The 14,209-nt window shown below is 65.1% G+C and carries 12 protein-coding genes; 3 read left to right on the top strand and 9 right to left on the bottom strand.

Annotation, left to right across the window (positions count from 1 at the left end; translation table 11 throughout):
• Positions 1-319: 319 nt before the first annotated feature.
• A complete protein-coding gene (locus C8J42_RS17740) occupies positions 320-718 on the top strand; it encodes an ankyrin repeat domain-containing protein (protein WP_347812418.1) in 399 nt (132 codons plus the stop codon).
• A 61-nt stretch (positions 719-779) separates the two neighbouring features.
• On the opposite strand, the gene C8J42_RS17735 is transcribed toward C8J42_RS17740, so the two are convergent.
• Positions 780-1,499 carry a glutathione S-transferase N-terminal domain-containing protein gene (locus tag C8J42_RS17735; RefSeq protein WP_133021157.1) on the bottom strand — a complete coding sequence of 240 codons (720 nt, stop codon included), beginning with the start codon at positions 1,497-1,499 and terminating at the stop codon, positions 780-782.
• Between the two features lie 102 nt (positions 1,500-1,601).
• On the opposite strand from C8J42_RS17735, the gene C8J42_RS17730 reads away from it, so the two are divergent.
• Positions 1,602-2,168, top strand: a complete 567-nt coding sequence (locus C8J42_RS17730) for a TetR/AcrR family transcriptional regulator (protein ID WP_133021156.1) — start codon at positions 1,602-1,604, stop codon at positions 2,166-2,168.
• A gap of 41 nt (positions 2,169-2,209) precedes the next feature.
• Here the strand turns inward: C8J42_RS17730 and C8J42_RS17725 are convergent, their stop codons facing one another.
• The 5 genes from C8J42_RS17725 to C8J42_RS17705 all read right to left on the bottom strand — a co-directional run bounded on the left by C8J42_RS17725 (position 2,210) and on the right by C8J42_RS17705 (position 10,114).
• Complete coding sequence (locus tag C8J42_RS17725) at positions 2,210-2,740, bottom strand: peptide-methionine (S)-S-oxide reductase (protein ID WP_133021155.1); 531 nt, start codon at positions 2,738-2,740, stop codon at positions 2,210-2,212.
• A 103-nt stretch (positions 2,741-2,843) separates the two neighbouring features.
• Positions 2,844-4,121 (bottom strand): MFS transporter, encoded by a 1,278-nt coding sequence (locus C8J42_RS17720; RefSeq protein ID WP_165895546.1) that lies wholly within the window; start codon positions 4,119-4,121, stop codon positions 2,844-2,846.
• Between the two features lie 46 nt (positions 4,122-4,167).
• Entirely contained in the window at positions 4,168-6,441 is a 2,274-nt protein-coding gene (locus tag C8J42_RS17715; protein WP_243644580.1) for a glycoside hydrolase domain-containing protein, read from the bottom strand.
• Positions 6,438-7,589 carry a YdcF family protein gene (locus tag C8J42_RS17710; RefSeq protein ID WP_243644579.1) on the bottom strand — a complete coding sequence of 384 codons (1,152 nt, stop codon included), beginning with the start codon at positions 7,587-7,589 and terminating at the stop codon, positions 6,438-6,440. The genes C8J42_RS17715 and C8J42_RS17710 overlap by 4 nt, the downstream gene beginning before the upstream one ends.
• Entirely contained in the window at positions 7,586-10,114 is a 2,529-nt protein-coding gene (locus C8J42_RS17705; protein ID WP_133021153.1) for a TonB-dependent receptor, read from the bottom strand. Before C8J42_RS17705 ends, C8J42_RS17710 begins: the two co-directional genes overlap by 4 nt.
• Positions 10,115-10,229: 115 nt before the next feature.
• On the opposite strand from C8J42_RS17705, the gene C8J42_RS17700 reads away from it, so the two are divergent.
• The gene (locus C8J42_RS17700; protein WP_133021152.1) at positions 10,230-11,348 is read left to right on the top strand and encodes an ROK family protein; all 1,119 of its coding nucleotides are present in this window, start codon (positions 10,230-10,232) and stop codon (positions 11,346-11,348) included.
• 566 nt (positions 11,349-11,914) lie between these two features.
• On the opposite strand, the gene C8J42_RS17695 is transcribed toward C8J42_RS17700, so the two are convergent.
• From C8J42_RS17695 to C8J42_RS17685, 3 genes are all read right to left on the bottom strand, one after another.
• A complete protein-coding gene (locus C8J42_RS17695; RefSeq protein ID WP_243644578.1) occupies positions 11,915-12,577 on the bottom strand; it encodes a histidine kinase dimerization/phospho-acceptor domain-containing protein in 663 nt (220 codons plus the stop codon).
• 132 nt (positions 12,578-12,709) lie between these two features.
• Positions 12,710-13,747, bottom strand: a complete 1,038-nt coding sequence (locus C8J42_RS17690; protein WP_243644577.1) for a glycosyl hydrolase family 8 — start codon at positions 13,745-13,747, stop codon at positions 12,710-12,712.
• Positions 13,748-13,760: 13 nt separating this feature from the next.
• Positions 13,761-14,207 (bottom strand): hypothetical protein, encoded by a 447-nt coding sequence (locus C8J42_RS17685; protein WP_133021150.1) that lies wholly within the window; start codon positions 14,205-14,207, stop codon positions 13,761-13,763.
• Positions 14,208-14,209: the final 2 nt, after the last annotated feature.

Below are 14,209 nucleotides of genomic sequence, written 5' to 3'. Positions count from 1 at the left end.
CAGCTTAGATGCTCGGCTCGGGCGGAACTGTCTCACCGTGGTACGGGGATGCTCGTCTCACCGCTGTGCTGACGCCAGATAGGCATGAAGGCGGGCTGACAACGGACTGTTGGGGGATCCAGGTCAATCCTTACCCCCTGGCATAGGCCCTTTTTAGAAAGCAGCGGAATAACGAAGCCGCTGGCAGCGGCAGTTAAGTCCCACCTGTTGTCTTTCAAAGGCCATTTGTCGTCGTGTGAAACCGAGATGAAGGGGTGTTCGGGTTTTGGTAAGCCCGAAACTGTGACTGCACGTCCGGAGCTGGGGGGCTGCTAGCATCTTGGAAAGTTTGGTACCAAATGGTCGCCATGAAGATGGTACCATCGACTACTCTTCCTATAACGGTCAGGCGGCGACCGTCGACGTGCTGATCGCGAAGGGCGCGAACGCGTGTCGTCCCGATCGCGACCAGGGCAACACCGCGCAGATGGGCGTCGCCTTCAAGGGCGAGGACGGGATCGCCGCACGCCTGTTGAAGGCCGGATGCGACGTGAACGCGCGCAACAACGCCGGCCAGACCGCGCTGATGATGGCATCGCTCTTCAACCGCACGCGGCAGGTCGACATGTTGCTCGCTGCAGGTGCCAATCGTTCGATCCTAGATGCCGCGGGTCGCTCGGCAAGCTCGATCGCCGCCGATCAGGGCAACGCTCCGATGGCGGCACGCGTAAAACACTGAGTGTCGCTGTCGTTCCGCACGGACCGGTCGTCGGGACGTGCGGAACAACGAAGAGGATCAGTTACGGCCGATTGTCGAGTTCCGGCACGCCGCTGTTGCCGTCCGCATAGGCAGCGAGGAACGTCGGCCGCTCCTGCCAGCGCCGCCAGAACGCGTCGACATGCTCGTAGCGCTCATTGAGGGGCATCGCGTTCACCGCGAACTTAGAGAACGCGATCGCGGTCGCCATCGTGATATCCGAGAAGGTCGGCTCGTCACCACCGAGCATCCACGCGCGACCGTCCGACAGATGCCGGTCGACCAGCGCGGTATGCGCCAGCGCCTCCTTGCGGCAATGCTCGCCCCACGCGGCGTTCGCGGTTAGCTCGAGCTTGGGGCCGAGACCCTGATGCAGGACGTGGAACGCGGTCGTGATGCGGTAGAGGATGTGCACCCAGATGCGGTTGTCCCACATCGTGTCGAGACCCTGCTGCTCCGGCGTCTCGCCCATGATCCGCCGACCCGGATATGCCTGGTCGAGATAGCGAACGACTGCGGCCGTCTCCGAGATGAAGCTACCATCCGCCAGTTCGAGCGTCGGCGTCTCGCCCCACGGATTCATCTTCAGGTGCTTCCACTGCCGCTGCTCGCCGACCGGCGACATGTCGTAGACCGTTTCGTCAAAGCGGTCGGCAATGCCCTTTTCGTGCAGGAAGATGCGCAGGCGCTGCGGGTTCGGGAAGGCGGACGGAGAGGTGAACAGGCGAAGTTTTACGGTCGATGGCGACGTTTGAACGGTCATGACGTATCCCTACCAAGTGATCGGTAGTGGCTAACTGCGTGCTTGCGCGGCGCGCGTCAACGTCTATCTACCAGTTGGTCGGTTGGCGGGATGGAAATCTGTATGGCGAGTTCGAATTCCAGGGAAGCCGTGCTCGCCGCGGCGAAGCGAAGCGCGATGGCGCGCGGCTATAACGGCCTCAACTTTCGCGACATCGCTGCCGAGGTCGGGATCAAGGCACCCAGCATCTATCATCATTTCGCGACCAAGGCCGAACTCGGCGCGGCGGTCGCGCGGCGCTATTGGGAAGATACCGTCACGCAACTGGCGGCTATATCGGACGAAGCGCAAGATCCGCGCATGGCCCTGCGCCGCTACCCCGAGATCTTTCGCAAGTCGCTCGCGAACGACAATCGCATCTGCCTGTCGAGCTTCATGGCCGCCGAATACGACGATCTGCCCGACCCGGTCAAAATCGAGGTGCAGGGCTTTGCAGACGTCAACGTAGCGTGGCTCAGCACGCTCCTCGTCGACGCCGAAATCCTGGGTCCCGACGAAAGCGAAACCCGGGCTAGGGCGATCTATGCGGCGGTTGCGGGCGCGCAGCTGTTCGCACGCGGTCGCGCGGATATCGGCCTCTTCGATTCGATGATCGACAGCTACCGTGCGGCAGGGCTTTTGCCGGATTAGCATCAGGGGCCGGACATGCGGTGTTCGACTGAATGGGTCGGTCAAAGCTCCCGAGCCGTGCCTTCCGGTAAGGCAATTTCGGCAAAATGGCGACGGATATAGTCCAGCTTTGGATCGATGTAGCGACGACAAAACGGCCTGTCCGGGTCCGTCCGGTAGTAGTTCTGGTACCGCGCGTCCGAGGGTTTGAAGTCGACGAAGGGGAGAACCATGGTCCGCGCCTCCTGGCCCGTTTCCTCGGCGAACCGAGCGATCACGCGGGCAACGTCATCGTGTTGATCCGCCGCGAAGACATAGATCGCGCTCCGATACCGCCCGCCGGGCGAGTAGATGCCGTTCGCCGAATGCGTTCTCAGGTGAACCTCCGCCAGCGTCGACAGGCTGATGATTGCGGGGTCGAAGCTGACGATCACGGCTTCGGCCCACACGTCCGAAGGCGCCTCCGACCGAATGAAGCCCTGATCGACGTGGTCGACGCCGCGCAGCGCCTGAAAGACACCCTCGGTGCACCAATGGCAGCCGCCGCCAAACCCGATCCTATCCAATCCCGTTCTCCCGTGCCCCGACCGCATGATGCATATGGACGCTGGCCGCGGGTGTTGAACCCGGTGGGGCAAGATTCCTGAAGTCGGATGCGGGCACGTGCCAATGGGGGATGCCGTGTCCGACGTTGCTTCAACCGTTTCGCGCCGCCACGATCGCGCGTCCTGTCGACGGTCGGAATTTCAGTGAAGCGACTGCAGCGAGGCAGATGAGTGCGCCGACCAGTGGCACCATCCAGGCCATCGTCAGCAGATTGCGCTGCTCGACCGGGCCGAAGGGCGCCGATGCATCCCACCCGATGATCGACAGGCCGCGCCCGAGCAACGCTCCGCTGATGCCGCCGCCAAGCTTCAAGGTGAGAAGCAACAGTGCTACCGGTAGCCCCTCGAGCCGGATACCCGTCCGGTGCTCGCCGTGATCGATCGATCCGGCGAGCAGTACCCAGATCATCATTTGCAATCCTGCGTTGCCGATCCCGAACAGCGCGATGCCCGCTATCGTTACCAATTTGCCCGTTGCGAATACGAGAAGTCCGATGGCGATGATGGTCAGCGCTGCGGCCAGAACCTCTCGCTGCCGGACACGACGGGCAATCGCCATCCACGCCGGCAGCGCGACGAGTTGCGACACCGCAAGCGTCGTCAGCGCGCGGCCCGTCCACGCCGCGTCATGGATCACGCCCTTCCCGATATAGGCGAACGATCGCGCAAAGAACGGCAAGGTCAGGGCCTGTGCGAATCCGAGCGCGAGCAACATCAGGAGCGGCCGATTGCCGATGATCCACGCAAGCGATCCGCCGTGCTTTGGCTCGGATTGCGGTATTTTCGCCACCGGTACCGATGCCGAGGACAGCCACAGCGTGCCGACATACGCCAAGGCGGCAAAACTGGTCACGGCGAGCAGCTCATAGCCTCCGTCATTCGTCGGATCGACGAACGCCTCCGCGAAATGCGCGACCGCCAGGGCGCCAAGGCAGCTGAACATGTACCGCAGGCCGGACAAGGTCGTCGCCGCGCCCGGAGTCTTGGTCATCCGCATCATCAGCGCGTTGTGCGCTACGTCGCAGACCGAATACGCAGTACGGAACAGCAACACAATCACGATTGCCCAAGCGAGGATCGCGCCGCCGCGCCACCCCGGATCGACGAAGAAGATCGCAAAGAAAATTCCGACAAAGGGTGCGCCGACGAACAGAAGGCGACGATACGTGCCGAGCCTGTCGGTGGACCGATCGAGCAGGCGCCCGAGCAGGGGATCGCAGAGGCCGTCCCAGACGAGCCCGATCATCACGACCAGTCCGGCGACCCCAGCCGATACACCCCAACGCTCGGTCAGGACGAACAACAGGAACACGTCCATCGTCGACGCGAGGACGTTCTTGCCGAAATTGCCGCTGGCGTAACCGACCATGCGCATCCGCCCGGCCTGTGGCGGATGTTCGACTGCGGACGCTAATTCATTGGCGGCGGCGTGCTCCATCCGTTAGCGTCTTAGCGGCGGTGTCTTGCAGTTGCGGGACATTTCGTCTGGCGGTTCCGACGGATGGGACGATGGTCGTGATCGCGAGGATGCCGCCGCGGAGCAACGCAGCGTGGTCGACGCGGAAGTCGGGCAGGGCGCGCCCGTTCAGGCTGGCGCGTGCGATCACGCCGTCCTCCGGTCCGTCGCGGCGGATCGTCAATCTGCGTCCGCTGCCGAGATCGATATCGGACCGCGCGAACGCCGGAGTCGTCACGACATACCACGGCTCGCCCGGGACGAGCGGGTACAAGCCGAGCGTGGCGAACACGTACCACGCGGTCATCCCGCCGGCATCGTCGTCCATTCCGTCGGCAAACCCCTGCGGCGACAGCGCGAAGCTGCGGCCGACGAACGGCACCGGCAGCTTGCCGCTGTTGGTATAGGGATGCGCGATCGGCTTGGTCAGAATCGTCCGGATCATGTCGGCGGTGGCTTGCGGGTGACCCAGCGCGGCGAACATCCAAGGCACCTGGATGTCGGGCTCGTTGGTCATGTTGAACAGGCCTGCATCGAAGAAATGATGCAGTTCGCCGAGCATCCGTTCGCGGCCGACCGTCGCGGTCATCCACGGCAGGTCGAAGATCGGCGCCCAGCGATATTGCCACAAGGTGCCCTGATACAGCCCGCGCGCCTTGACCACGTCGCCGTCCGCGCCCGGCGTCTGGAATACCGATCGCCACATCGGGCGGTAGCTTTGCGCCTTGGCGGTAAGGATTCGCGCGAGATCGGTGCGGCCGAGATCGCGCGCGAGTTCGGCGGTCGCCCAATCGTCATACGCCGCCTCGATCTGCTCGTCCGGCGTGCCGCGCTTGAGCGTGTCGCTGTCCGCCGCCATTCCCGCCAGCGCGGCGTCCGCGTCGAACGCGATTCCCTTGCGGTGCATGTCGAGCAGCGCGATCCCGGCATGCTCGGTGCGGACCGTCAGGAACGGTTCGTGCGGGGTCGACCATTGCGCTTTGCCGCCCGCGTACAGCGCGACCAGCGACTGCGCGATATCGGCGCTGCGCTCGGGCTGGAGCAAGGCGAGCAACGGCATCTGGGTGCGGTAATTGTCCCAGAGCGACCAGTTGGCGTAGCACGTCCGGCCCTTGGGCGAGGTCTGCACCGTGCCGTCCTTGTCGCGGTGGCGCCCGTCGGGATCGTCGATCGCGACCGGGGTTTCCATGACGCGGTAGAGCGACGTGTAGAACAGCGCGCGCTCGTCTTGCGAGCCGCTCGGCACAACGCGGCCGAGTATGCGGTTCCAGGCGGCACGCGTGTTACTCGCGACGGCGGCGAGCGACGCGGTGCCGAGTTCGGTATCGCGGACCGACGCCGCACCGCGTCCGTCGATGGTCGAAAGCCCGGTACGGATCTCGATCGCATCGCCCGCTTTGCCGGTAAGGTGCAGCGTCGCCAGATCGTTCGCGCCCGCGGTCAGCGTCTGGTGGATGGGCCGTCCGTTGACGAGGATCCGGCTGGCGGTGTGGAGGTGATAGGCGCCCTGATCGCAAACCGTGCCAGCAAGGAGATCGGCGCGGACATCGTCGCTGGTCAGGCTTGTCCAACTGGCTGCCAGCCGTTTCGAATAGCTGTGCCGCGGGTCGATCCGCAGATCGACCGCGCCGGCGCGGGGCAGGGTGAAGCGCAACACGCCGGCACCCCGCGTGGTCGCCATCTCGGCGAGGATGCCGCCATCGTAGTGGACCCGGTAGACGCCGGGCCGCGCTGTTTCGCTGCTCTTGTCGATCAGCGCGGGACCGCTGGCGCCGGCGTAGCGCAGCGAGATCATCAGGTCGCCGCCGGCACCACCGCAGCCCACACCGACGCCGCGGGTGTGCGAAAAGCCGAGCAATGTGGTCGCCGCGTGATCATAGCCCGCGTGGTTGGCCGGGCTGGTATCGGGGCCGAGCTGCATCATCCCGAACGGGGCCACGGCGGCGGGGGAGAGCTGTCCGAAGTCGGCGAGCGTGCCGACGAACGGGTCGACGAGGTCTGCGGGCGTTTTTTGTGCGGTTAGGGCGGTCGGGGTGAGGAGAAGGCCGAGGAGGAGCGGGTAGCTCAGCCACCCTTTCCTAGGCCACCCCGGCGAAGGCCGGGGCCCAATTGGAAAGGTCGGCGTAACGGAGCGCGATCCGCTGTTACAGCCGTCCCCCAATTGGGCCCCGGCCTTCGCCGGGGTGGTGGTGCGCGTGTGCATCTCGGATGCGTGCAAGAAATACCGCTTCATGGATCGAGAGGATCGCGCGGATCGTGGCGGAGCGATAGCCGTGATGGCCGAAATTCCAGGTCGTACGGCGACAGCCGCCGCCCAACCGCGCCCGGCAAATACCCAAGCTCCGCGCGGTTGCGATCCGAGAAGGTCTGGCTCTCGATGTATTTGCTCTGCTCTGCGTCGGTCACGATCAGCGTCGGCCGATCGAGCGGAATGCCGAGCGCCACCATCCGCCGCGTCGCATTGCGCAGGTTGGTCGTCGTATGCCGCGCATACGGCTCGAGAATGACGCGGTCGGACGGGATGCCGTAGCGCTCGACCAGTGCGCGGCGGATCTCGACCGCCTCGACGAACTGCGTACCGCGCGGGTGGACCGCGCTGCCCGAGACGAGGATGAACGGCGCGAGGCCCTGGCGATAGCGTTGTGCCGCGAGCAGCGCGTGGAGCTTGCTGCGTGGGCTGAGCGTGGTGCCGACATCCTCTGGACCGACGCCTGGCACGATCAGCAGCGAATAGCGGAAGGCCTTCCAGTCGGTCCGCACCGCCAGCGCACGCGCGCCCGCATTCTCGCGCTGGTCGAGCGGTTCGAACCGCGTCGCTGCCACCGCGTCGTTGGCATCGAGCAACGCCACGGCGAGCCGCACGCTCGCCGCGATGGTCGCGGGCGGCGCATCGGACGCGGCACGCGCGGTATCGATCGCGACCTTGACGCTGTCGGTAAAGAACGGCGTGCCTGTCGCGAAGATCGGTCCGTCGATCTTGGGATAGCGTCCGGCCAAGCCAAGGCCATAGACGCGCAGCACGACGTTCACCCCGTCCAGTTCCTGGTCGAGCGCCACCGCTAGCGGCAGGTCCGCATTCGCCTTCACCGATCGCAGAGCGCCAGTTGTCGCCAACTTTGCCATGATCGCCCGGTCCTGATCGGTCCAGATCGTTGCTTCGACCACGCAGGCAGGGACATCGCCGCACGCGGCAATCCGCCGCGTCCGCGCATCGAGCGCCCCCGCCGGCGAACGCCCCAACGCGCCGAGCATCGGAAACAGCCGTTCCGACAACGTATCGACGACCGTGTCGCTAACCGCCATCGGTGCAGGCGTCTCCGCCCACACCGGTACAGCCGCGGTCACCGCCAGCGCCGCCATCATCATACGCAGTCCCGTCACCAGGACTTGCTGACCACGAGGCGGACGTTGCGACCGAAGATCGGACGGCCATAGATAGCATCGGCCGTGCCCTGGCCGCTCAACAGGTCGGTACGCGTATTGCCCTCGGTCAGGCCCTTCGCGTTGAACAGATTGTCGCCCACGACCTGCATCTGCCACGTGTCGTGCGTCAGCGTGATCCCCGCGCCGACCGTCTGGTAGGAGGGGAGGGCGGTGTTGTTGAAGAAGTCGACATAGCGTTTGCCGGTATATTCGTAGCGGCCGTACAGCTGCACCGAATTGCCCGCGACGTCGAAGTCGACCGAGGGGCGGATGTTGCCGTAAACCTTCGGCTCGCGGACGATCTGGTTGCCCTCGACGTCGCCCGCGCTCGCGCCGTTGGCGTTGACGAGGCTCTTATACTGCGGATCGCTGATCGTCAGTGCGCCGGTCACTGCGAAGCCGTATGGCAGCGCGAGGTTGCCGTCGATCTCGATGCCCTTGATCTCCGCCTTGCCGACGAACGGCACCGACTGGTCGTTGCGGCCGGTGACCGGGTCGAGCGCGACGAACGACGCGTTGAGCGGATTGTAGCGCGTATAGAAGCCGATCAGGTACAGATAGGACCGGCCGAATGCGGCCTTGAGGCCGACCTCATACTGGTTCGCCTTCGACGTGATGATCGTCGGGTTGATCTGGTAGGTAACCTGCGTCGACGGCGGCGTTTCGAGATGCGACGCGCGCGCATAGGCGCCGAAGTGCTTGGTGACGTCGTAGTTGATGCCGCCGGTCCAGTTGGTGATGCTGGGGCTGAGCTTCGAATTGATGATCTGGCCGGTGAACGCGCGGACCGCGTTGTCGGCGAGCGTGGTCGGATCGCCGAGATTGGCGGCCGTCGTTGCGAACGCATAGCCCTTGAAGCTGTAGCGTTCATGGCGGATGCCGCCATCGAGGGTCAGGCCCTTGACCAGCTCCCACGTGTCGTTGGCATAGAGCGCGTACATCGAGGCGTCGGTGTTGCCGCGGTTGAGCGTGGTCGTATAGCGTAGCACGCCGTTGTCGGTGACCGAGCCGACCGCCTGGCCCACGGCGTTGTAGGCGATCAGGTCGAGCGTGCGCGGCTTGCCCTTCACTTCGAGCAGATAGTCCTGGTACGCGACCTCGTTGGTTTCGCCGTACAGGCTGCCATACACGCCGACGCGCAAGTCATGCGTGCCGAACCCGGTCGCGATCGACCGCGTGACGCTGAGGTCGCCTTGCGTCGAATAATATTTCGAGACGACGTCGCGGAACTGCGCGGGAACGACGAGGCCCGAGGCAGTGCTCGGGTCGTAGACTTCGGCGCCATTGGTGCCGGCGATCGCATAGCCGAGCCGGGTCACGCCTGCGCCGAACGCGGTCCGCGCGGCGCCAAGGCTGCTGGCGGCATAGGCGTTGGCGTCCGAAGGGTTGCTGGTCGAGTACAGCGCGTTGAAATGGAGTTTGCCGACGCTGACGCCGCCCTTAGCCGCGACCTTCCAGCCGTCGTAGTCCGCGTCATACTGTACGCCGACATTGCCGAACTGGGTGTGGCGCCCATTGCCGAGATCGGCGTCGACGTTGCGCGTCGTGCCGTCGGCCTCGCGGAAGCGGATGTTGGCGTTGCGCAGCGCAGGCGAGTTCATCGTGCCGCTGAAGAAATCGATATACTGGTTGAGCGACTTGCTCGGATCGCGCGGGTCGGCGGTCGGGATCGGCAGGTAGAACACGTTGTGGTCGTTCAGGTAATTACCCGACACGCGCAGCGATCCGTTGCTGAAGTCGTGCTTGATGTTGGCGCGGATCTGGCCGCCGCGATCGTTCGGGAAGCCGTTGTCGCGGTAGCCGTCGTGGCGGCGGAGGAACCCGCCGATCGCGTAATAGGTCGAGTCGTCGATCGGGCCTGCCTGATACCCGTCGAGCCGGTAGAGGCCGGTGTCGCCGAGCGTGACCTGCGCCTTGCCGCGCGTCGTATCGGTGCCCGACACGGTGATGTTGTTGACGATTGCCGCGGCGTAGCTCGCATAGACCGGGGCAGGGCCACCGCGTACGACCTCGACGCGCTGCGTCATCAGGTCGAACCGGTTGATGCTGTCGCCGCGGAAGAAATTGCCATCATTCTCGTGGAACAGCGGCAGGCCGTCCTGCTGGAAGGTGACCAGGCCGCCGTCGCTCGGCAGGCCGCGCAGGCGGATGATGTTCTGGACCTCGCCACCGGTGTTCTCGACCGCGAACCCGGGCAGCTTGCCGAGCAGGTCGGCGAAGTTGATCGGCGCAAGCTTCTGGATGTCGGCGTTGCTCAGCGAGTTGACCGCATAGGAAACGTCGAAGCGGCGCTGCTGGCGCGCGGACCCGGTGACGATGATGTCGCCGCCGCCGGCGTCAGGTGCTGCGGCGTCGGCACCGGTTGCTTCCGGGGCTGCATCGGCAGGTGGCGTGGCGGGGGCGGTCTGGGCCCAGGCTGGCGACTGCGCCGCAATGCCCAGCGCGATAAAGGCGCAACCCGTGCGCAAGCCAAATTTGGTCATCTGTTCGTCCCCAGCCCTGTTCGATGCCACGCCGCTGGACGTGAAATATGACGATTTTAATTAATTTCACGAAATAAACTAATCGAGTTATCGAACGCGGTAACGGAGTACGGTCATGTCCTATGCGAAGCTGAGGCTCGATGATGACGAGCGGCGGATCATGCAGGTCCTGCGGTCGGCCGGCGCGCGGTCGCGCAAGCAGCTTGCCGCTGACCTCGCGATGAGTGCGTCGAAGCTGACACGACTGTCGAGCAACCTGCTGGCACATGGACTGATCGAGGAATGTCCGAGTTCGGAGCCGATGACGCCCGGCCGGCCCGCGGTTCCGCTCCGCATCTCGCCCGACGCGGGGTATTCGGTCGGCGCGATGCTTCACCGCGGACTGATGGAGGTGGCGCTCGTCGATTATGCCGGCGGCGTGATCGCGCACAGCTCCCAGCCGTTCGACGATCCCGATCCGCGGGTGTTCGCGGCGCGCGTAACGGCGTCGATGCACGACATGGCGATCGAGAACCGGTTGCTCGGGCGTCGATTGCTGGGGGTAGGGATCGGCGTCCCCGGGTCGTCGCTATCGCCTGAGGGGAATCGGCGCTGGACGGTCGACAGCCTTGCCGCGTGGCGCGGGATCGATCTGAAGACGCTGTTCGAGGAGCATATCGGGCATCGGATCTGGATCGAGAACGACGCCAACACCGCTGCGCTCGCGGAATATTATGTCGGCGGGCTGATGCGCCGGTGTTCGACCGCGGTGGTGATCCTGCTTGGTCACGGGATCGGCGCGGGAATCATCGTCGAAGGCCGTATCCTGCGCGGGGCGATGGCAAGCGCGGGTGAGATCGGCTGCCTTTATCCGACGAATGAACCCCGTCCTTCGACGCTGGATCTGCTCTCCACCTTACGTGACGAGGGGTGCGCGATACACTCGTTGGTGGACTTCGATGAAGTCACTGCTGGATATGAAACGGTCGTCGATCGATGGGTGCGGCGCGCGGCGAAGCAGATCGAACCGATCATAAACTGGGGCGTCGCGTGGATCGACCCTGGCGAGTTCGTGATCTCCAGCCCGCTTCCGGCTCCCATCCTGCAATCGCTGGTCGATCATATCGATTTCGGCGCGATGCACATCGGCGACCATTGTAGCGAAATGCCGCGCGTATCGGTCTCGACGCTGGAAGGCAGCGCGGCGACGATCGGCGCTGCGCTGCTCCCCATCCACGCGACCGCGGTGGTGTAGACACATGTTGGACAGGAGCGCGACAGCCGCCGACCGGCGAACGAGCCGGTATGTTATCGAACGCTGAGGTGGCGTAAGCCGCCGTCGTCCAGACGTCGCCAGCGGCAACTGTACCTCTATTGCCAACCGTTTGCCGGGTCTGTGTGCGATCTCACAACCCGTCGTTCGCCACGCAGTTTCATTCAGGACGGATAGTGACGATCCGGATGAATCTTTGAAGCTAAGCTTAAGGTACCCTCAAATATTGAGCGGCTCGCGCGTGACAGGCTACCTTGCGTGGCTGATCAACGATCTGATCGGCTAGCGTCCTCGCCGGTACCGCTACGCTTTGGCCTTGATCAATGAGCCCAGATTTTACGGTGTTGCTATGTCCGGTGGAGATAGTTGAACGGCCATGCGGTTTGCTACCTGTCTCGCCATTGTGTCGATCCGAACGTCATCTCGAAGCACAGTCCCTTGTCGCCGGGCCCAGGCGCGACGTCGAGCAGGCCAAGATGCACACATGCCACGCGGTCGACGATCGACAGGCCGATCCCCGAGCCTTCCGACCGTGATCCGTCACCACGCTAGAAACGGTGCTTGAGCCGCGCGAGATGCTCGGGTGCCACGCCAACGCCGTCGTCGATCACACCGATACGTGCACCCGGGCCGACGCGCACGACGATCGCGGTGCCGGGCGCGGTATGGCGCACGGCGTTGTCGACGAGATTCTCGAGCGCGAGGAGTATGGCGCCGGGATAGCCGATGCTCCCGGTATCGGCTGACAGGTTTTCCAGCGCGATCGTTCGGCCAACTGCAAGGATGCCGGGTGCACGACTGACAACGACCGCTTCCGCCAAGGCGGCAAAGTCGAGTGGTTCGCCGGCATACTCGACCGGCCGTTCGAGATCGGCGAGCGCGAGAAGTTGTGCGACGACGCGGGCGGCGCGGTCCACCGACGCGAACAGCGCGTCTTTCACGGCCGCGTCGTCGACCGCGTCGGCGCGAAGGCGGATCACGGCGAGCGGCGTGCGCAGTTCGTGCGCGATGTCGGCGGCGAATGCAGCCTGCGTCCGGAACCCGTCCTCGAGCCGGTCGAGCGCCTCGTTGGTCGCGGCGGCGAGCGGCTCGACCTCGGACAGCAGCGTGCCGCGCGGCAGGCGCGTGTCGAGCGCGCGCGGGCCGATCGCCGCGGCGGTCGCCGACACCGCCTGCATCCGTCGCGTCAGTAGTGCCCCGATCAAGGGCACCAGCCCGGCGATCGGCAGGCATTAGCCGTCGCGAGGCGGTTTAGTTTGAGCCGATACGGCATAGGGCGGCAACACCGCTTCGACGGCTACCTCGCCGGTCTCGCTGGCTGCCGCGGACTGACCGCTGGAGATTCAGGGGAAGGCTGCGGCAAGGCACTGCAACGCGGCCGCGTAATAGTCAGTGGCGAGCGTATCGGGGGGGGGCGTGCCGAGCGTGCGGCTTACCACCGCGCGACCGCCGACGGACAGGGGGTATTCGGCGACCTGCCCCGACACCACGTCGGTCCATGCCGGAATCTGCTCCGCCGGCATCGATCGCCACCAGATTCGGATCGGCTCGATCAGCGCGCTGCGGCCCGACACGCTGGCGAACAGCGGCACGCGGATGGCGTCGAAGCCGAACCGTGACGGCTTGTCCGCAGCGGGCGCGATGGCACCTGTGTTGGAGACGTCGATCCAGTCGGTCGGCAGGCGATGCGCGCCGAACCGGGCCGCGGCGATCAGAGCCTCGCCGTCGGTGATGACCCTTCGCCAGATCGCCGCGTTGCCGGTCTTCGCGAACAGGTCGAGCGCCGGCCAGACGTAATAGCAGGGGTTGATCGTCGTTCGTGCCGCGGTCGAGAACCCGTCCAGGCCGGGCAATAACAGCATCCGCCCGCCGACCGTCTTGACGAGGCGGGTGGCGATGGCGTCGACGATCGTCCGCGACCGCGCGGCATAGCGTGGCTCACGCCACTTGTTCGCCGCCTTTGCCAGTGCGTAGGCAATGAGCAGGTCGCCATCGGTTGCATTGTTGCGATCGGCGGTCGGATTGGCGGCGCGCGCATCGTAGCGCCAGACGTAGAGCGCGACATCCGGCCGAGCAAGTTTCGCTTCGGTCCAGGCGAGAATCTTGTCGAACGCGGCGCGATCGCCCGCAGCCTGGGACAGCAGCAGGCCATAGCTCTGGCCTTCGCTGTGGCTGACGCCGCCATTACCGTTGTCGACGATCCGCCCATCGTCGGCCATGAACCGGTGTTTGAAGCTTGCCCAGTTCACGCCGTTTGCCGCACCAGTCGCTGGCAGGGTCCGGGGTTCGATTGCCGCGCTGTTCTCGGTGGCGAGTGCCCTGTCGTCCGGTGCCCGTGCCTTGCTGCATCCGGCGATGGCCAGACCGGCCATTCCAGCCATGACGTGTCGACGATCAACGTCCATGCTTCAGTCGTGCCTCCGTATCGCTCCACCACAGGGTGCGTGTCGTTAGATCGGCACCGCTGCCGAGCGTATGCAACCAGGCGTCATACGCCCCCTCCAGCAACGGTCGCAGGGTCTGTTCGGTTGCACCGCCGAGAACCGGTGCCAGCCGACGAGCAAAGCCGGTATGCGTGATCAGCAGGCCGTCCTCGGCCAGTTCGAACCGCACTTCGCCGCAGTCGTGCTCACGCCACAACCGGTTGATCGAGGCGGCGAGCGCAGCGATATCCTGCGCGTCGCCGACCGGATGCGCGCCTGCGATCCGTGCGCCGACCGCGCGAAAGAACGCGCGTCGCTGCGCCGTGGTGGCGCCGCCACCGACTTCGGCGATGATGCTGCCCAGCAACAGGGAGGTGGCCGTGGTTTCGGTCGCGTTGTCGGTGGACCATTCACTCATCG

This window comes from Sphingomonas sp. PP-CE-1A-559 (assembly GCF_004340965.1).
Taxonomy (GTDB): domain Bacteria; phylum Pseudomonadota; class Alphaproteobacteria; order Sphingomonadales; family Sphingomonadaceae; genus Sphingomonas.
The sequence above is the reverse complement of the archived record's forward strand: the minus strand, read 5'-3'. Positions and strand labels throughout refer to the sequence as shown.